Raw genomic sequence first — 19,827 nt, forward strand, 5'->3', positions numbered from 1 at the left:
TTGAATAAAATTTATCTCAGCAGTAAATCGAATTAATTTGAAAAATAGTAATTTCTGAATAATTGAGTTCATATAAGATTTTATTTCTAATTACCTAAAACGAGGAACGTTCCTGCCGTTCAAGATAGCTGAGTCTCAATATGAGACTTTAGCCTTGGCAAGAGATTGCTGCGGAGTTTAAATGTTTCCGATCACGCGGAGTCATGCTTAGTGCATTTTCTAAAATAGAATTCTATTTTTCTAATTTTTCAACTAAACTGTCAATACTTTCCTCAGGATATCGATTTAATATATAAGGAACTTTTTTATCATCATTAAATTTAAATACATTTGATTTTTTTCTTTCTCTAATCCTATTGTAATAAGGAACAATTTCTTGACAATTCCAAACTCCACCAATTTCACCTGTAAGTTGGTTTTTAACTTTTCCATTGTAATTAAAACAAATAATTTTATTCTCCTTGATTTTAAAATGTCCAATTACTAGTAATTTATTGTTTGGATACCATAGATAAGTTTTTCCATCTAAACTATTATACTCAATTTGATTTCCATGATGCTCTTCGTCAAAGTGTCTTAATGTAACATTTTCAGTTATACTTTTTACCTCATTGTTAGATAGACTTTTGAAAATATGCATATATTTATCAACTATATGTTCATTTCCTAATGAATTTTCAGAAGTTTTACATGATCCTACGTTAATCGTTACCATAAGAAATAGTATTAAAAATATTATTTTCATAAATTGTTCCTTTTTTTTAAAAAATGTTTAATGAATTACGAATAACGAGGAGTGTGCTCGCCGAATGGGTCTGAAGCTCCTCTACACCGAAATAAAAGGAGCGAGCACGCGGAATTATACGGAGTTCAACAACTATAGCAAACCTGAACTAAGGACAACTTCAATATAGATTTTATTCTTCTTGATTATTGGTTCTTGAATACTAAATCGATAACCAAACTCTTCACCTTCTTTTTCGATTATCTGCTTTCCTGAATTAAAATCATAGTTTAAATTAAATTGAATATTCTTTTTTTTAAGGTGATAAATTACTTTATTCAAATCAAAATCTTTAAGATAATAGTCCTTTAGCAAAATAAGACTTTTTGCAGTCAAATGTAGAATGGCACTATTATCGTTTGAAGTTCCATCTAAATCACCTTCGATCGTGATGATTTGCGAAAATGTATCGCAGCCATTATTTTTTATGCTGTAATTTACATTTTTGATTTTAAATTTCTCAAAGTAACTGAGATTTTCTCTGTTAAAATGGCTTAATTTATTAATACCATGAACAGTCTCCCCAGGAATTGATCTTGTGCATGGGTCTAATTCTTTTATAAAAATAGCTTCCTCAGTCAAATAATATGAGAAAACCCAGCCAGTATTTTCATTTGAAGTAATTACTTTATAGAAGTATCCTTCAATTTTGGTATTATTTTTGGAATCAATTATAAAAGAATTCTTTGATTTTTCTCCAGTCCATTTGACTGTTTCGTTTTCCCGTAAAAGTTCAACTATATTTGAACTTAAAGAAGGTTTATCTCTGAGCCGTACTGAAGAGGCATTTATGTAATAAACGCTTTCCGCTGCAAGATCCGTAGAAAGAAAGATTATAAACAATATTGCTAGTTTATTGAGCATATATTTGTTGAATAATCTTCTTAACCAGATTCTAATTATTATCTGAAATTGATTCTTCACTGCAAGGAAATTTATTCAATTCGATCGGATAAGGAGCACAAATTTGTCCTTTTTCATTAATAAAAAATTTATAAATGAAATCACCTGATAATGGTTCACCCCAAATAAGATTATGAATTCTATATAATTTACTTTTTCCACATTTTCCATCACCATTTCCACAATTAGGATCGTAATGATAAAATGTACCATCCTTTTCAAAAACGTAATTTAAATTCGGCTCCGAATTAATATTAATAAATTTAATTTGCATAGGTAGAGAGAAATCTTTAAATAATCTTCTATCAAAAGGTGCCAATGCATCTGATGGAATGAATCCAACAGCCGAATTACATATTTCATGTTCATTCTTTATTGAGCAGATACCAGAATCTACTTTAGTCCATCCTGATGGAATATTCTTAGTATTTATCTTGGTTTTAATCGTTATAGTGGGATAGAGAATATATATTAACTTCCCATTATTGGAAGGACTTTCTCTAAATTGAGTATTCTTAATTACGACCAATTCTGAATCCCCATCATGTGCCCTTAGAATCGCAAAAGGAATTACGAGTAAGGTATATAATAGTAAATGTTGTAATTTCATTTTTATTTTCCAAATATTAATCAGGAGTAAGTCGAATAACGAGAAGCGTGCTTGTCTTTCGGGATAGCTGAGTCCATCACCATTCAGGGAGTCCTCGAGCGTTAAGAATGGTGCTGGACGTTAGCGTTGACACGAGATTGCCTGAGCGAATGCGAAGAAAGCAATCGCAGTGACCTCCGAATGGACCGAAGCTCTTCTTCAATCAGGGCAAGGGGAGCGAAGATGTTTCCTGCAAAGCGGAGTTATGAGCAGTAAGAGTTTCTCTAAACTTGTCCACCAGAAAAAACTATAGTTTTATTATCTTTAAATTCAAACTTATAAGTTTCAGACGAATTGTTCTCATCATAAAAATCAACAACAAATTTATTATTCGATATTTCAAAATCTACAAAATTTAATTTTTGATCACATTGTTTATAAAACTCAAATACTTCTTTTATATTTTTTCCCGGGAACTCAGTTGTTGTATATCCTCCACCATAATAAATTATAGTTTTTGATACAATATTTTCATCGAAATAATCATCATATTTATCTGTTTCTGACTTATTATCATCAGGTTTAAAGTGTTTCCTTTTTTTAATTCTTTTAAACTTATTCAAAAAAATATCTTTATTTCGACAAGAATATTGACCTGCATTATCATTTTGATTAAATGAATATATTTTTGTCAAAAATGGTTCAAATACCCATCCCAGCATACTATTATATTCTATGTATGCCCATCTACCTTTAATATTATTAATTGTGTATTCCTTACTATCAGATTTAATAAATTTTAAACTGGATCTATTTGTTATAGAGAGCTAGACTCAAAAACCGTTAGGAATTGAAAAAAGCGGAACCCGTCCATAATATAGTTTTGGACAACAAAATCATAAAGGGGTTCCACCAATGAAAAATAAAAACACAACCACATCGAATAGTCAATCGAATATTGATAGTTTTCGATCTTTTTTAAAATCAAACATAGAAACTGAAATCCGAAAAAAATCCTTAGAATTTATCCAAGAGATCATGGAAGAGGAAATCGAAGCCCTATGCGGAAAAAGATTTAGCCGTAAAGTAGAAGAAAGTCTAGCATATCGTGCAGGTTCAGAGAATGTTTTTGTTCCAATATTGGGTCAGAAACATAAAATCAAAAAACCAAGAGTCAGAAAATCTGGACAAGAAGTTTTACTAGAAAGCTATGCAAATTTAAAATCCGAAGCAGATCTTGGAGAAATTGTTTTCAAACTGATGGTATCTGGTCTAACGACACGGCGATTTAGAGAATGCTTGAAAGATGTATCTGAGCAACTTGGAGTTTCAAAATCAAAGATATCCAGAGAATTTGTAAATGCTTCTAGAGCACATTTTAACAAACTGAATACGAGAAAATTTCCAGGCAAAGAATTCTTTTCCATTTTCATTGATGGTATTCATGTAGCGGATGAAGTGATAGTAGTTGTATTAGGTGTAGATAAAGAAGGACACAAGCATTTTTTGTCGGTGGTACAAGGCTCAAGTGAACATTCTGAAATAGTATTATCTGCTTTAAGGAAACTACAAGATCGTGAAATTTCACTTACTGAACGGGTTTTGGTTGTCTCAGATGGTTCAAAAGGAATTGAGAAAGGCATTAAGCAATACTTTGGTGAAAACTATGATCACCAAAGGTGTATTTTACATAAAATGAGAAATATAAAAGCGTGCTTGCCCAAAGAATATCATGATGAATTTCAAATTGAATATAAAGCAATTTTCAATTTGAATGAATACTCGAAGGCTAAAGAATCTTTGAAAGCAATGGAACATTGGTTAGGGAATATCAGTGAAACAGCTAAGATGAGTCTGTTAGAAGGTCAAGACAATCTATTGACTTGTCATAGAATCCAATTACCAATCGAAATTCGAAAAACATTTCAATCAACGAATCCCATTGATTCAGCCTTTTCACATCCAAGATTTCAAATGAACCGAGTAAAAAGGTGGCGTAAAAATCGAGACATGACAACACGATGGACAGCAGCTCTCCTATATGCACAAGAGCTTCATTTCAGAAAAGTAAAAGGATACAAAGAAATAGAAAAATTTCTATCCAATTATTTAGCCAATAAAAAAGTAATTGAAGAAAACTTTACAGAGATGAATATATCTTTATCCGCCTAATTGATTTCTAACGGTTTTTGGGACAATCTCTGTTATAGATCCTAACTTATTAGATGTAATATTTGGCTCTTCACGAAGTCTTAGATTTCCACCTCCAGTATCAACAATTCTCTGGTCTGATAATTTTACATTATTTACATTAACAGGATTAGAATAAATATTCATACTCCAAATAATCATGGAAACTAGACTTAATTCTATTATTTTATTCTTCATTTGCTTTTCCTCTAATCGATTTAATTTAATATTTTAAATATATATTTTTAAAAAAAGTATCTTATTACGGATAACGAAGAGCGTGCTCGCCGTTCGGGATAGCTGAGTCTCCAAAGGACAAGTTAACTTTTCCACGAGATTGTGACGAAATGTAGCGAAGTATATGCAATCGCAGCGCAACCCGAATGATGCCGAAGTTCTTCTTGACAGAAATCTAAGGAGCAAGGGTGTTTCCGCGAGCGCGGTGTTATTCGAAGTAAGTATGAGATCAAAAATTCATTTTAATGTAATTCTTGCCCCGGGCATTCCTTTCATCCAATCTAAAATATCTCTTTCATTTAATGTAATTTTGGAAATGTGAATTTCAATGCAATGCGTTTTTTTATCAGAAGAAACCAAATATGCATTTAATTGAAATACGTCCGAGATTTTGTTTGCAAAAAAAATTCCGAAGGTATTGTTATCTATTCCTTTTATAGCTGAAAATTTTCCTTTTTCTAACTTATACCTAGAAATTATAGAACCGAAAATAGCCGATGCACACTCTTCAGCATCCATCCCATTATCTGATGTTGGAGTACTTATGCTCAAATTTACATTGCCTGCATTACCCATATATCTTAAATGCGGTTTTGATTCAGCTAAAGGATGTCTTGTTAGACCGAATTGTTGAATTTCAGGTATGTTAATTATTGTATTTGGATTTTCCAAAATAAAATTGAAACCATCTTTTACAGGATTTGATTGGGTCTCGATTTGTTTTTTAACATTCTGTTGGCATGTCACTAATAAAGCTGCAAGCAATATAGTTTCGGTAATTCTTTTTTTCATTCTGTTCTCCTAAATTCAATTTAAACATTTCGATTAACAAGGAGCGTGCTCGCCGTTCGGGTTAGCATAGTTTCGCCATGACATTAGCGTTGGAACGAGATTGCCTGAGCGTATGCGAAGAAAGTAATCCTAGTGAAACCAGAATGGGTTTAAAGCTCCGCTACATTAAGGTAAAAGGAGCGAAGACGTTTCCGAGCACGCGAAGTTATGCGCCGTTATTCATATATTGCACATAAGAATACTTCTTTGTAATTCTTCATTAAGTTCCTTCAATAGGCTGTCTGATGGAAATTCTCTCAATCCATCATGAACTACTTCTTTTAATGAGATTAAGAATACCTTTTTATCATTTTTAATCGATATTTTTTGGTTAGCCCACTGTAATCCAAGGTTTCCTATAATGTGATATGGCTTAGGATCGGTTTCTTTTCTTGAAGGTAACATGTCTTTTAGATTATCAATAATGTCTATAAAAATATCTCTTGAGTCATCACTATAAGGTTTTACTAATTCCGTTTTGAGTTCTATATGATATTTTGTTATCAAAATTAGAGGATCTAATGGAGAAAGAGCCAATGCAGATTCAATATGATTTTTTGCAAATGGTAACTCTCCAATTTCAATTTCAACAGCGGCTCGTTGAAGCCAATAGTGAGGATTTTCAGAATACAATTTTGATATGTTTTCATACATATCATTTATTTTAGTAATATTTTTAAATGTAATTTCAATTAATCGATCGTGTCCTAAACATATTCTAGCAAGACTTTTTATCCTTTTATTGCGAGACATCTTTGAATCAATTGCGACAATTGCTGCCATTCTAGCTATTGATTCAAAATAGTAAGGTGCATCGCCTTCTTCAATAACTTTTTCAAACACATGTCGAGCTATTACTCTATGTCGCAGACTAAAATATCCAGTATTTGTTTTAAAAATAAGTCCTCTAGATTCTAGTTTTTTTAATGAATTTAAATACTCTAAATTTTTTTCGTCGCAAGCAATTGACAATTCAGAAGAGGAAAGTTTAGAATCATAGTTTTGAGCAATTGAAAGAATTCCATAAATTTTTCGATTAATACCATCTAATTCAGAATACTCATTTTTAATTAATTCTGTTAAATCTTTTCCAGAAGTCGCTTCTATTAATGAAACAATAAGTTGTCTATCATTTCTTTGTTTGCTTTTTATTATTTCTATTTGGTCGGATAAATTTTTACCTTTTAAAGCACCCAACATTTGTTCCGATTCTAGTAATTTAAGTAAATCTAATATTTCTTCATCATTTAATTTTTGGCAAAATACTTCACATAGAGGAGCTTGTAAATTTTCTTTAAATTTTAAAACCTTATCCACTCTACTTGATCTGCAAGCGAGAATTATATATTTAACTTTATTTAACTTTATAACTTCATTCAATAAAGGAATTAGTTTTTCTTTGTAAATATGTACATCATCAATTATTAATATTTCTATTTTTTCAGTTGCAGATACAATATTTTTTAATCTTGAATAAAAAAAATCTTTATCGGGATCTATGAAACCAACATTTATTCCTTCATTTGATAGCTTATATGCTAAACGCATTAATATTGCAGTTTTCCCATCGCCAGCGTTTCCACTTAGAATAAATATTTTATTAGTTTTATATTCTAAATCTGGATTTACAATACCATTTATTACTTCTTGATATAATTCTATTTCAATTTTTCTTTCTATAGTTCTGGAAGATGTAATATCATCCCATATCGGTCTGAATCCAAGTAAAATATGTCTTCTTTTTTCGCCTTTATTTTTCTTTAAAATAAGATCTTGAACTAAAGGGACTGTAACTTCCTTCTTTAATTCTATTAGTCGATTCCTTTTTCTACTTGCCACCTCAATATAAGTTTTCTCTAATTTTGATAGAATTTTATTTGAAAACTCCTCACCAGTCATTGGGATATGTGTTATATTAAGAGCTTCTAAAGATATTTTTTTAGCATATTGAATTGAAGGAGTTACAAGGTATGATTCTGGTCTACTTTCTTTTAATTCTCTAGTCTTTTTACTCCTAATAGATACATGCTTCCATAAAATTTCTTCATCCAATTCACTTCCTATAAACACAACCATATTTTCATTTAATTCTGTCGCGAAAATGTCATAAAAAGGATGCCCTTTTCCTTGATGAGTAGCGTAATCGTCTTGTGAAAATATAACATCTGAAGGCGCATCACTATACGTTCCATTTAAATGAACAACATCCAATGTATTATATGAAGTTTTGTTTTTATCGTATCTTGTACCAGATATTGGATTAATCCTAATCAAAGGATTGAATTTTCTTTCTAATACCTCAAAAAGATCATCTATATTTAGTGTGTAAATCTTATGCCATGGAAATTCGATATATCTTTTATAATAATCCTTTATACTCTTAGAATCTACAGAAAATCTTTTATTTAAAAACATAGCTAGCTCATTAGGTTTTTTGACTTGCAATATATTAAATATATCTCTAAGAGTGGAATTATCAAATTTTTCACGAAAAATTGAGGGAAATAAGTTCCATAATTCCTCTGCTAATTCTTTACCTAAAGGCAAATTCTTAGAATCCTGGTCAGTCACATCTTTTGAAAGTCCTGCACCACAGAATAATATAATTCCGCTTTCTAACCGATTTTCAATTTTCCTTAATATTTCGCTATAATTCATATAATCTCTCGCTTTAACAAAAATAAATATTTTCCTTTTAAACTATCTAATAGTTAAATAAATACATTTTATTAGATTTTAATAATAAATTAAATAAGATTATTTAATTTCGGCGAATAACGAGGAGCGTGCTCGCCGTTCGGGATAGCTGAGTCTCCGAAGGAGACGTTGGTACGAGATTGAATGAGCGAAAGCGATGAAGGAATCGCAGTGACACTAGAATGGTTTGAAGCTCCTCTTCAATCAGGGTAGGGGAGTTAAACGCCGTATTTTTCTAGATAGTATTTAGACCTTCAATCCAAAAGTAACCCTTATTTGTTTTGTAATATGGATCTATATCATTCCTAAGTAAATATTCTTCGGTTTTAATTATGCTAACCCTACAGATATTTTTTAGAAACGTTTCTGGATAAGAGAGATGCCAGTATCCTTCCACTAAATCTGGCTCAACCTGATATTCAAGGTGGCTTAAGTAATGTGGTATTTCTTGTTTCTTTATTCTGGTATTGTCTGAACCAAGGGGCTTCATTTCGTGAATTAAAGAATTTCTATACGTATAAAATAAATTTAGGTGCTGAAATTGATAAATCGATTTTTTACTTTTTTTATCAAATATATCATTTATGATTGTTGAATTAAATTTAAGAATGTCATTATATAAAATATCAATTTCGTCTATGCTATAAACCCAGCCAGTCTTCATTGCCTTATATTTTTCGATAATAAAGTTTTTCAATTCAAAATATTGGGGTTCTGGAAGAAGTTTAAAAAATGCAAAAAGGTGCGGAAGACTAAAAAGTTGTCCATTTTTCCAATCAACTATTATTTCCAAAAAATTCAATATTCGCTCCCTGTTACCGTCACTTGGATAGATGGATTTAGACAATGAATCGATTATAGTAAAATACAAAATTTTTTTAAAATCACTTTGCTCTCTATTTAATGACACAACATCATAAAAATGTTTCCGAAAATAATCAATATAGATTTTTACATTTGCCTCATTCATTCGCATTCCTTAAGTAAGTTTAAATATGGCGTATAACGAGGATCGTGCTCGCAGATGTCGATAGCTGAGTCCACGAAGGAGACGTTAGCGTTGGTGCGAGAATGCCTGAGCGTAAGCGAAGAAACAATCGCAGTAGCTCTCGAATGGGTCTGATGCTTCTCTTTAATCAGGGCAGGGGAGGGAAGACGGTTCGGAGCACGCCGAGTTATGTGAAGGGCATTTCCTATAAAACTTTCCTTATTTATTTACGCCTTTCTATTGTTCACTTGATTCTAAAATTAAATGATACATTCTTTCAACATGTGCATATGCGAAATCTGACATGTTTACAGGATAGCTTTTCTTGATCAAGAATCGATGATCAGTAATGATGCTAATTAAAGTATTTAATATAATTGTTAAATTATCATATGTTTCTGGAAAATCATGAAGCAATTTTCCCTGTAAATTGAAATATTCATTGTCTGAATGAGCGAAATATTTATCTCTTTGGTGAAGGATGTTGGTAATTTCTCTTTGAATTTTTGTTAAGATTTTTTCATGATTTTCTATTAACTCGATTGTTAAATCTGGATACTTTTTTGAAATTTCACTTTTATTTTCTGAAATGAATTTCATGAACATTTGAATTGTATTTTTTGATCTTTTTCCTTCTATTAGTTTAGAAATAGAAATTACACAATCTACATGTAATGATTCTGTAATAAATGGAAAAATTGGTGAAATATTCGCCAATTCTTTGAAATTATTTTTAAGCTTTTCTTCGAATCCTTTGAAAATAGCTAGTTTCAAGGAGATCTTTGAGAATAGAATATTGGAGTAGATTTCAATTGAATCAATGTATTGTTCTATAGTAGTCATAATTTATTTATAAACTCAGTTTATGCCTTTTGCATAATGAGGAGCATGCTCGCCGTTCAGGGAAGCCGAGTCTCATAGAGATGTTGGCTCTAGCACGAGATTGCGTTAGCAAAGCGAAGAAGTAATCGAAGTCACACCCGAATGTCTCTGAAGCTCCTCTTCACCCAAGGCAAAGGAGCGAAGACGTTTCCGAGCACGCGGAGTTATATACCTTAGGATATTACAATTTTCTTTCAATAGTGTTTATTAAATTAAAAATTATAGATCTAATATTACTTTGTTTACTATAGAATTTCTTAGCATTCTCCTCTGCTAGTGTTAACCTACTTAGCTCACATATTCTTATTGTGTCGAGTCCTTTTGAGGTTTTGCTTGTGTAAATTATACTTCCTTTAATATTTATATGATCAGAATACTTATCGAAATATGGATGAACTATTGTATAATCACTCGAAGTTCGATTAAAGAATCTATTGATTTTTATATTCAAAACAGAGCTAGACTCAAAAACCGTTAGGAATTGAAAAAAGCGGAACCCGTCCATAATATAGTTTTGGACAACAAAATCATAAAGGGGTTCCACCAATGAAAAATAAAAACACAACCACATCGAATAGTCAATCGAATATTGATAGTTTTCGATCTTTTTTAAAATCAAACATAGAAACTGAAATCCGAAAAAAATCCTTAGAATTTATCCAAGAGATCATGGAAGAGGAAATCGAAGCCCTATGCGGAAAAAGATTTAGCCGTAAAGTAGAAGAAAGTCTAGCATATCGTGCAGGTTCAGAGAATGTTTTTGTTCCAATATTGGGTCAGAAACATAAAATCAAAAAACCAAGAGTCAGAAAATCTGGACAAGAAGTTTTACTAGAAAGCTATGCAAATTTAAAATCCGAAGCAGATCTTGGAGAAATTGTTTTCAAACTGATGGTATCTGGTCTAACGACACGGCGATTTAGAGAATGCTTGAAAGATGTATCTGAGCAACTTGGAGTTTCAAAATCAAAGATATCCAGAGAATTTGTAAATGCTTCTAGAGCACATTTTAACAAACTGAATACGAGAAAATTTCCAGGCAAAGAATTCTTTTCCATTTTCATTGATGGTATTCATGTAGCGGATGAAGTGATAGTAGTTGTATTAGGTGTAGATAAAGAAGGACACAAGCATTTTTTGTCGGTGGTACAAGGCTCAAGTGAACATTCTGAAATAGTATTATCTGCTTTAAGGAAACTACAAGATCGTGAAATTTCACTTACTGAACGGGTTTTGGTTGTCTCAGATGGTTCAAAAGGAATTGAGAAAGGCATTAAGCAATACTTTGGTGAAAACTATGATCACCAAAGGTGTATTTTACATAAAATGAGAAATATAAAAGCGTGCTTGCCCAAAGAATATCATGATGAATTTCAAATTGAATATAAAGCAATTTTCAATTTGAATGAATACTCGAAGGCTAAAGAATCTTTGAAAGCAATGGAACATTGGTTAGGGAATATCAGTGAAACAGCTAAGATGAGTCTGTTAGAAGGTCAAGACAATCTATTGACTTGTCATAGAATCCAATTACCAATCGAAATTCGAAAAACATTTCAATCAACGAATCCCATTGATTCAGCCTTTTCACATCCAAGATTTCAAATGAACCGAGTAAAAAGGTGGCGTAAAAATCGAGACATGACAACACGATGGACAGCAGCTCTCCTATATGCACAAGAGCTTCATTTCAGAAAAGTAAAAGGATACAAAGAAATAGAAAAATTTCTATCCAATTATTTAGCCAATAAAAAAGTAATTGAAGAAAACTTTACAGAGATGAATATATCTTTATCCGCCTAATTGATTTCTAACGGTTTTTGGGACAATCTCTTCAAAACATTTTTGGTTGATTTTGATGAGTTACAGCCCGGACAACAGAGAGCAAGATTCTTTGAAATGAATGTAAAGTTTTTCTCTTTGGATTTGGCAATTATATGTTCAATTTCTGTCTGGCGTATATCAAATCCTAGCTTAGAACGACAATAGCAGCACTGATTATTTTGCTCTTTTCTTAGGTGATTTTTTATCTTCTCTTTCAAATTAGAAAATATTCCTTTATCCCAATCCTTATAGTCAAAATAATTTAGCCTAATCAATAGATTATCGTTTTTTAATTTTTTATATGGTCGATTAATTTTTTCGAAAATTGTTTTCATTTAGTATTTCAGATATGATAAAGTGCAGAGGGTCGTAATTTTTAAGATTTGGAAAAATTTCATTTAATTGCCTTTTAATTATATTTAACTCATTGATATTATTATTTGGTTCTGCTAATATTTCTAAAGCTCTTGATACAAGTTCAGCAGTATAAAAATTCCTCGTAGTAGGCATTTTAAAAACTTCTAAGAGAATGTTTTCTGCAGACCAGCCGAAGGTTGAATAATCAATTTTCTTTGATCTTAATTCATTTTTATCTTTCCTTAATATTATTACTTCACTATTTTCAATTGGTATATCAGCGAGTAAAAGATGTGAATGAGTGGCAATGAATACATGACATCCATTCGAGTCGATTAAAATCTTGTTTAATAGCTCTAAGTATTTAGATTGCCACAGAGGGTGTAAGCTCACTTCAGGTTCATCGATGATAATCAAGGAATCATCTTGAAGGAGTGCGCATAGTGGTAGTAATTGAACAAGCATATTCGATTCACCTGAACTTGCTTCTTTAAAATCAAATTCTGCATTATTCGAGTTATATATTTTTATTGTTTTTTTCTTTAATATTTGGCGTTCCTGAAGGTAATGAAGGACTGCATACTCTGCGAAAAGATTTACATACATGTCTGCAATATTTAGCCGCTTTTCAATGAACTTATCTGAGAAATTCAATATTAAGCTAATTTTATTCTGATTTTTTTCTAATTTCTCATTAATTCGATCTATATAGTTAAAGAGTTCCCGATAGTTTTTTAAAATTCTTTGATTGTCTATTATGTCCTCGTCTAAATTCTGATCTAAATAATGATAAAAATCTTCTAAATCCAGTTCCTTTAATTTACCGATATTTTCTAAAGTGTTCTTAGTAAAATTAAAATCAATTTTAATGATAGGTTGAAGTTCCAGAAATTTAAAAACTTCATTTAGTTTTTCGAACAGTTTTATACTTTTAAAATTGCTAATAATAATATCAATCGCACGGGAGAGTTGATAAGTTCTGTTGTTTGAACCATATGAATTCTTTGATCCAAGGTAAAAATATTTACTATTGTTATATTTAATGGGATCTTTTTTGAATTTTTCAAATTTATCGTAAGGAAATTTATCGGATTGTGTATTAGTTAAAGCAAATATTTTTTTCGGTGTTCCGATCGATTTAATATCGGTATCTAATTCTAATTTAATAGATACAAAGAATTTTATAATGTCACGTAGAATATTACTTTTTCCGGTTCCATTGTTACCAATTAAAATAGTAAAAAAATTACTTTTCTCTGAGGTTTTCCCTTCATTTAGTGCAAATGAGTGGAATTTGTTTTTAAATTTTAGTATTTTAAACATTTTTTCCTATGGCGCCCAACGAACGAGGAGCGTTACTGCCGTTCGGTCTAGATGAGTCTCGCAGAGACGTTACAGTTGCCACGAGTATTGCCTGAGCAAAGCGAAGAAAGCAATCGCAGTGACACCCGAATGGGTCTGAAGCTCCTCTTCACCCAAGGCAAAGGAGCGAGGACGTTTCCGAGCACGCGGAGTTAGCTGCCGTTATTGTTTGTTTCACTATCTAAATCAAATATTTCTCTTTTCTGGATCTGAAATGAGTCTGGTAATCTTTCGCAGCGATATAGTTTTACGTCTCTAGCCCCGCTTTCCTTTAATGCTAACGTCATACTCTTCATATCCTCAATAGGTGTTTTTAGGCCGAAAATAATCTCCTTTAAGCAATCTGTTGAATGTATAATATCTTCATTTTTTATCCATGAATTCAAACAGAATGCTCGAACCTCCTGCTCATAAGCCCAGTCAATGTATTTAGTTTTCAAAAATCGTTCAACATATTTATCTTCGAGAAGTCCATTAGCTGTTGGCGGTGGGTCGCTACTATATTGCACATCAAATAAAACAATTCGACCAACGTCACCGAATTTAAGGTATTCTAGCTGGCCTTTTTCAATGTCAATGTATTCAAGATTTTCTTCTATTTTAGTTTCAAAACCGCGTGTAAAGCCAGTATGATTGTGAGCATAATGAGACCACATCAGGATGCTGTCAAATCGACGAGAAAAGCATGTAACATATGCATTATACCTAATATTTTCTTTTCGAGGAAAATATAATTTATTCTGATCTCTATTATTAGCAACCGCAATAGCTTTAAGCATCCAAATTTTCCGATTTATACTCTTCGGATTTTCACCTATCTTTTTCAGATAATTTCGCCACTGCTCTTCGGTACCTTCATGCCTCACTCTGATTTCAGAATCAAATGGATCATTAAAAGCATTAACATTTGAAAAATGTATCCATCTATTTTTAAGATTCGATAAATGGTATTTTCCCAGTGATGCGTATTGATAAATCATAATTTTAAATTACTAAAATGGCAGCTAACGAGGAGAGTGCTTGCCGTTCGGGATAGCCGAGTCCCGAAAGGAGACGTTGGCGTTGGAACGAGATTTCCTGATTGAATTCGAAGAAATCAATCACAGTGACCTCCGAATGGACCGGAAGCTCTTTTTCAATCAGGGTAGGGAGAAAAGACGGTTCCGAGCACGCGGAGTTATGCGCCGTTCTATTCTTTTATTACTTCATTCTTCCGATCACTTTTAATAATTTTTCCATCAAAACTTAATTCATGTGTAATCGTAGTAATTAATCGCTCACTTTTAAAACCTTCTGTACAAAGTTTGCATTCAGGTTCGAATTCACTCAATTCGTTTATGCAGTGGTTTTCAGAAATATATTCTTCTTTTCTATAAAATGAATTGGTTTTGGTATTTAATATATATCTGGTTGAGTTATAACTAAAATCGCAAGTTGTCCCACAACCTGCTTCAATAAAAAATTCTATATTCTCATTTTGCATTTCGAATTTACCGAAAGATTTTCTATTTAAATCGGAGGTCAAATATTTTCGATCCTTCTCGATTATATTTATACAATTAGCTTCTCCAAAAAAAGAGCAACCTTCTTCCTTTGGTGAAATAGAGATAATTCTATATCCGTTGATAAAAAATTCTTCTAGATTTTCTAATTTGCTTTCTTCTAGTTCGGGTAATCTCGATTCCTTACTGAAATCGATTTCATCTAATAAATTATAATCAAATAAACTTTTTATTTTAGATTCAATTTCGGAACTGAAGACGTATGGAACTTCTTCATATTGAGACAGGTTTTCATAGACTAAGAATCCAGAAAATACAAAACCAGAATATTGGTTGTACACTACCTTCTGCCAGCGACCGTAAACACCATCATGTTTTTCAGTATCCGAAGCGTATTGAAATATTTTGACTTTAGAACCATCTGGAATAACAGTAATGATTTTTCCAGATATACCAGGAAAATCTCTAAGTCTTAACCCTCCTTTCGCTTTTATAGTCATCTCATTTGGTGAATGCTTAATTTTTAATTTAATATCGTGATCTACATTTTCTTTTTTACAATTTAGAGTAAAAACAAAAAATGTTAATATAATTGTTATTAATTTCATATATTTATCCTTTTCACTCAAATCAAAGGAATGAGGACGTTTCCGAGCACACGGGATAAGCCGCAGTGCATTACTAAGTCCAAGCTATTACTTTAACACCTGGAGAGAAATGAGAACAGAAAGGTTTATTAAAATCGACCCAATGTCTAAATTCATTGTATTTTATATTTAGACCTGTAATATTAATACTCATTAATTCCCAAGGTTTATGGTGAATTTCTAATCGATTTAAATTTTCATTGTGATTCTTATATAAGCAGTATCTTTCGGTCAGCCATTGATCTAATTTTGTAGGATTTTTTTTACCCGAAATATTATATTTAATATTAATTTCACTTCTTTTCCCTGTTAATCTGAAGGAATCAGGATTTCTTGAAATATTCGAATGCTTGTAAGGTAATCCAGACATCATATTGGCTAAAATTGTAGGAATAATTTTTTCGGCTTCAATACTCAAAAAATAAACACCTTGTTTTTCATCCATTTTTACATAGGTTCTGAGATTAACTTCATGAAAATTGGAAATTGGTCTGATTTGAAAAGTATTTCGAATATGAATTTTATTCATTGTGAAAGCTACAACTGAAATCCAAGTTTCGTTATTAAAATAATCTAAATCTAAGTTCTTTGGAATGAATTTTCTTAAAAGATTATCTTCTACTTTGTAATGTAGAAATATCGCATTGTTCCATTCTTGGTACCAAAACCATTTTCTCTTTGGTAAATCCCATGGTCGATGGTCAAGATGATTTAGTAATTCTTGTTTCACTGTATCCATTTTAAAGGATGTTGGCTAACGAGGAGTGTGCTCGCTGTTCGGGAGAGCTGAGTCTCCAAAGGAGACGTTAGCGTAGGTATGAGATCGCTGTGAGCGAAGCGAGCAGGGCAATCGCAGTGACACCCGAATGGGTCTGAAGCTCCTCTAATTTAAAGAAAAAGGTGCAACGACATTTTCAGCAAAGAGGAGTTATATGGCGTATCGTTTCATTTAAATATTGCTGAACAGGAGAATATCAGATAAACTTTGTATTATTTAATAATCTTACAAATAGCAAAAGGATTGTGGGGGTGATACTTTAAGGTCTTCTTTTATCAGTAAGTGTTTCTTATATCGCCTTGTATTTATTATTTTTATTGCATAACCTTTATTTTTATTTTTAAAGTAATCAAAAAAATATTTTTCTGAGATTCCAGAGTGGTTTTTGGTTTTATCCCATAATTTATTTAAGTCTGCATTTACAATGTAGTCAATTTCGAATTCACCTATTACTCTTTGAATTGGTGACGAAGCGTAAACTACAATCGTTTTAATATCTTTGTTTTTGAAAATGGATCGTCGAAATTCGAATTTTTTTGTTCCATTGAAAATTTTCTCGGCATATTCAGGTTTAATCGACAATAAGACTTTCATTTGTTTCTGTTTCCTTCAAAATTAATTTAAATTGTTCTTTATTGATTCTTTTCAAGCCTCTGATCTCATCGCTATGTCCGGTTAATATTCCTAGCTCAAGAAGCCTTTGCCTATTTATTCTCTTTCCTGTTGGAAATGATTGAGTATATAAGAAGTTGATTATGAATGGTCTATTGTCTTTATTCCAATTCCAAAATTTACCAATTTCTTCATCTGAGAAAACACTTCTTTTTCTACATTTCAATATAAAATCATTTTCATCCAAAATTTGATCAATTTTTCCTTCTGCAATTGCAATTGTAGTTATCACGCTACTATAATATGCTGATCTATCTTTGGCTGCGGTTCGATAGAAAATTATTAGATCTCCTTTACTGATACCTCTTTCAATCGAGCGAGATATGTAAACTTTACTTATTGCATTTCGATGCGGTTGATTTTCTACAAAATCTGTTGAAGATTCAGTAGTTAATATTGAATCTGGCAGTAGTTCTGTATGGTAATCGGGATAGATCGGAATCATAAAAATATTATTATTCATAGATATGTAAGGGAATGTTAGTTTAGGGTTTTGACTATTAAATTTAGGTAGAAAATTTCGAACGTACACCTTTTCGATTCCGTTAGTTCCTGATTTAGTTCCATGAAAATAGAATCCCCATTCTTCGAGTAAAGATATTAGTCTTTGTTGCTCTTCTCTTTTTTCAAAGATAGTTACGTATATCTCATCGACTTTAAATTGAAGAGCATTATCAAAAATTATTTTAATAAATCGTTCCCCTAGACGAACTCCATTGTTTATAACTTTAAAAGTACCTATTTTTAGCCTTTTGTTCTGATTAAAATTTGGAGTAATATCAGAATAATTTTCATTCCTATCTTCAACCTTTAGATACAAGAAAGATAAAATTTTATCTCGATTTATTGTTACGTAAGCAATTTCATCTGATTTCTTTAGAAACCACTTTTCAAAATCAGCATAATCTTCTTTAAAACTGTCGAAGAATGGATCATTTATATTGACTTCTCCAAAATATTTTTTCTTAACGGAAAGAACTTTATAATCAAGTAAGTCTGGGTTTTCTGAAACTACTTTTTCCAGAAAAGAGTCTATTTTGAATACTCTGTCACTTATATTTAAGTATTCTGCTTTTGTATGAATTTTCTTATCTTCTGTTATTAAGAAATCAATTCTTCCGGTATAAACTTCGTTTAATAATATTGAATCATTTCGATCATTCTCACTTATGTCAAACTTAGCTGAAACCATCATGACATCAGAGTTTAACTGAGTAGTCGTTTTAAGTAATTGATAACTTTCTAATTTAATTTTAAATGTATTTCTTGTGGAAACATTACTATTTTTTTCAATCTCTTTTATGGTTACAGGGTGAATAAATTTTGTATATTTACCTTTCTCAAGCCATTTAAAAAGAATTCCTATGTCTTTGTTTAAAATCTGACTGGCTTCTCTGTGTATTACTATATTTGTATCTAATAATACATTCATAATTTTCTTCTTTTAAATTTTGAAATAAATTTTTCGTACAAAGATGTGATTTTTGGCCATATAAAATAAATAACAATTGTAAAACCGATTATTGCTGAGATGTAAACTTCAACGGGAAGACGAGTGACTAAGTCAATATAAGGTAAATTATTCTCTAAGCCAGCTCTATGATTTGGTAGAAATAATAATATACCACATATTAAGTTAACAAACGTTGCAAGTGCAAATTGTCCAGGTCCAATTCTTTCTTTTGAATATATAGAAAAGAAGGAATAACTTTCTTCTCCTTGTTTTTTGTTGAATACTACGACAAGTTCGTTCTCTTTAACTCGGCTATCATCAAGATATTTTTTAAAGGAATCAAACTCGAGTGTTCTCACGTTTTTTAGAGCATTTGTATCGTAAAAAGCCATTTCAAAAGAATTTGGTAGTATATTGAAATAGAAGCATTTATTTATTTTACAAAAAGATTTCCTTGAAAAATCTGGCGGAAGATTTCGCTTTTCATTTACTTTTATATCATAAATTACTGTTGATCTACTTATTCCATTCTTTCTAATTGAAAGTAAATGGTTACTTACCTCAATGTAGAATCTAAAATAGATATTCGTTTGATCTTTAATTTGATTTTCTTTTATAGGTTTAAGGTCTATTTGAACGTTAATTGTTCTTTTGTCAGCGTTTATAGAATCTTTGATTGGAATGATACACAATGGTTTTCTTTCTTCGAATTCTTGTATGACTCCATTTTTATTTTTACCTCCGTCTAAGGACTTCGTGCTTAACACAGAATCGTTAAATATAAATCGACTATTTTCTGAATCTTTTAAGTTATTATACAAGTCAACTACTGTATGTTTTTTTGTTATCCAGGGAATAAACAATTCTATTGTAATCTGATCCTTTGTGATCTGGTTAAAATTATTAATTTCTCCGCCGAATTCGATTAGCGCTGAATTGTTAATAAATTCCCAAGTACATATATGAAATCTATCGAAAGTAATATTTAAATCTGCTTCAGTGAACACAAAAAAATTATTTTCCATTTGTTCCTCTTTGTAAATAAATAATAAATTACGTTATGACGAATAACGAGGAGCGTGCTCGCCATTCCGGATAGCTGAGTCTCCAAAGGAGAAGTTAGCGTTGACA

The 19,827-nt window shown here is 31.3% G+C and carries 19 protein-coding genes; 2 read left to right on the top strand and 17 right to left on the bottom strand.

Features of this window, described 5'->3' with window-relative positions; genetic code table 11:
• Nucleotides 1-232: 232 nt before the first annotated feature.
• From O4O04_RS09410 to O4O04_RS09425, 4 genes are all read right to left on the bottom strand, one after another.
• Nucleotides 233-745, bottom strand: coding sequence for a hypothetical protein (locus tag O4O04_RS09410; protein ID WP_272535636.1), 513 nt, complete (start codon nt 743-745; stop codon nt 233-235).
• 132 nt (nt 746-877) lie between these two features.
• A complete protein-coding gene (locus O4O04_RS09415; RefSeq protein ID WP_272535637.1) occupies nt 878-1,708 on the bottom strand; it encodes an SH3 domain-containing protein in 831 nt (276 codons plus the stop codon).
• Nucleotides 1,680-2,297 carry a hypothetical protein gene (locus O4O04_RS09420; RefSeq protein ID WP_272535638.1) on the bottom strand — a complete coding sequence of 206 codons (618 nt, stop codon included), beginning with the start codon at nt 2,295-2,297 and terminating at the stop codon, nt 1,680-1,682. Before O4O04_RS09420 ends, O4O04_RS09415 begins: the two co-directional genes overlap by 29 nt.
• Nucleotides 2,298-2,560: 263 nt before the next feature.
• On the bottom strand, nt 2,561-2,998 hold the full coding sequence (locus tag O4O04_RS09425) for a hypothetical protein (RefSeq protein ID WP_272535639.1): 438 nt from the start codon (nt 2,996-2,998) through the stop codon (nt 2,561-2,563).
• 193 nt (nt 2,999-3,191) lie between these two features.
• Between O4O04_RS09425 and O4O04_RS09430 the strand changes: the two genes are divergently transcribed.
• Complete coding sequence (locus O4O04_RS09430; protein WP_272532316.1) at nt 3,192-4,448, top strand: IS256 family transposase; 1,257 nt, start codon at nt 3,192-3,194, stop codon at nt 4,446-4,448.
• Here O4O04_RS09430 and O4O04_RS09435 read toward each other — a convergent pair.
• From O4O04_RS09435 to O4O04_RS09455, 5 genes are all read right to left on the bottom strand, one after another.
• Complete coding sequence (locus O4O04_RS09435) at nt 4,437-4,613, bottom strand: hypothetical protein (protein WP_272535640.1); 177 nt, start codon at nt 4,611-4,613, stop codon at nt 4,437-4,439. The two genes, O4O04_RS09430 and O4O04_RS09435, sit on opposite strands and share 12 nt — an antisense overlap.
• Nucleotides 4,614-4,940: 327 nt before the next feature.
• Nucleotides 4,941-5,495: a hypothetical protein gene (locus O4O04_RS09440; RefSeq protein WP_272535642.1), complete on the bottom strand. Its 555-nt coding sequence runs from the start codon at nt 5,493-5,495 to the stop codon at nt 4,941-4,943.
• 219 nt (nt 5,496-5,714) lie between these two features.
• Complete coding sequence (locus tag O4O04_RS09445; RefSeq protein WP_272535643.1) at nt 5,715-8,192, bottom strand: P-loop NTPase; 2,478 nt, start codon at nt 8,190-8,192, stop codon at nt 5,715-5,717.
• Between the two features lie 274 nt (nt 8,193-8,466).
• The gene (locus tag O4O04_RS09450) at nt 8,467-9,201 is read right to left on the bottom strand and encodes a hypothetical protein (protein ID WP_272535644.1); all 735 of its coding nucleotides are present in this window, start codon (nt 9,199-9,201) and stop codon (nt 8,467-8,469) included.
• 255 nt (nt 9,202-9,456) lie between these two features.
• Nucleotides 9,457-10,062 (bottom strand): AbiU2 domain-containing protein, encoded by a 606-nt coding sequence (locus tag O4O04_RS09455; protein WP_272535646.1) that lies wholly within the window; start codon nt 10,060-10,062, stop codon nt 9,457-9,459.
• Nucleotides 10,063-10,647: 585 nt separating this feature from the next.
• Here O4O04_RS09455 and O4O04_RS09460 point away from each other — a divergent pair.
• Nucleotides 10,648-11,904 carry an IS256 family transposase gene (locus O4O04_RS09460; RefSeq protein WP_272532316.1) on the top strand — a complete coding sequence of 419 codons (1,257 nt, stop codon included), beginning with the start codon at nt 10,648-10,650 and terminating at the stop codon, nt 11,902-11,904.
• On the opposite strand, the gene O4O04_RS20480 is transcribed toward O4O04_RS09460, so the two are convergent.
• The 8 genes from O4O04_RS20480 to O4O04_RS09495 form a co-directional block, all read right to left on the bottom strand.
• On the bottom strand, nt 11,901-12,260 hold the full coding sequence (locus O4O04_RS20480; RefSeq protein WP_442915938.1) for an HNH endonuclease: 360 nt from the start codon (nt 12,258-12,260) through the stop codon (nt 11,901-11,903). The two genes, O4O04_RS09460 and O4O04_RS20480, sit on opposite strands and share 4 nt — an antisense overlap.
• Entirely contained in the window at nt 12,235-13,605 is a 1,371-nt protein-coding gene (locus tag O4O04_RS09465; RefSeq protein ID WP_272535647.1) for an ATP-binding protein, read from the bottom strand. The genes O4O04_RS20480 and O4O04_RS09465 overlap by 26 nt, the downstream gene beginning before the upstream one ends.
• A 191-nt stretch (nt 13,606-13,796) precedes the next feature.
• Nucleotides 13,797-14,624, bottom strand: a complete 828-nt coding sequence (locus O4O04_RS09470; protein ID WP_272535649.1) for a DUF2971 domain-containing protein — start codon at nt 14,622-14,624, stop codon at nt 13,797-13,799.
• Nucleotides 14,625-14,833: 209 nt separating this feature from the next.
• A complete protein-coding gene (locus O4O04_RS09475; protein WP_272535650.1) occupies nt 14,834-15,754 on the bottom strand; it encodes an SH3 domain-containing protein in 921 nt (306 codons plus the stop codon).
• A gap of 73 nt (nt 15,755-15,827) precedes the next feature.
• Complete coding sequence (locus O4O04_RS09480; RefSeq protein ID WP_442915939.1) at nt 15,828-16,532, bottom strand: YqjF family protein; 705 nt, start codon at nt 16,530-16,532, stop codon at nt 15,828-15,830.
• A 264-nt stretch (nt 16,533-16,796) separates the two neighbouring features.
• A complete protein-coding gene (locus O4O04_RS09485) occupies nt 16,797-17,165 on the bottom strand; it encodes an ASCH domain-containing protein (RefSeq protein ID WP_272535652.1) in 369 nt (122 codons plus the stop codon).
• Nucleotides 17,143-18,675, bottom strand: a complete 1,533-nt coding sequence (locus tag O4O04_RS09490) for a PIN domain-containing protein (protein WP_272535653.1) — start codon at nt 18,673-18,675, stop codon at nt 17,143-17,145. The genes O4O04_RS09485 and O4O04_RS09490 overlap by 23 nt, the downstream gene beginning before the upstream one ends.
• Nucleotides 18,672-19,721, bottom strand: coding sequence for a hypothetical protein (locus tag O4O04_RS09495; protein ID WP_272535655.1), 1,050 nt, complete (start codon nt 19,719-19,721; stop codon nt 18,672-18,674). The genes O4O04_RS09490 and O4O04_RS09495 overlap by 4 nt, the downstream gene beginning before the upstream one ends.
• Nucleotides 19,722-19,827 lie beyond the last annotated feature (106 nt).

Source organism: Leptospira sp. GIMC2001, assembly GCF_028462125.1.
In the GTDB taxonomy this organism is placed as follows: Bacteria; Spirochaetota; Leptospiria; order Leptospirales; family Leptospiraceae.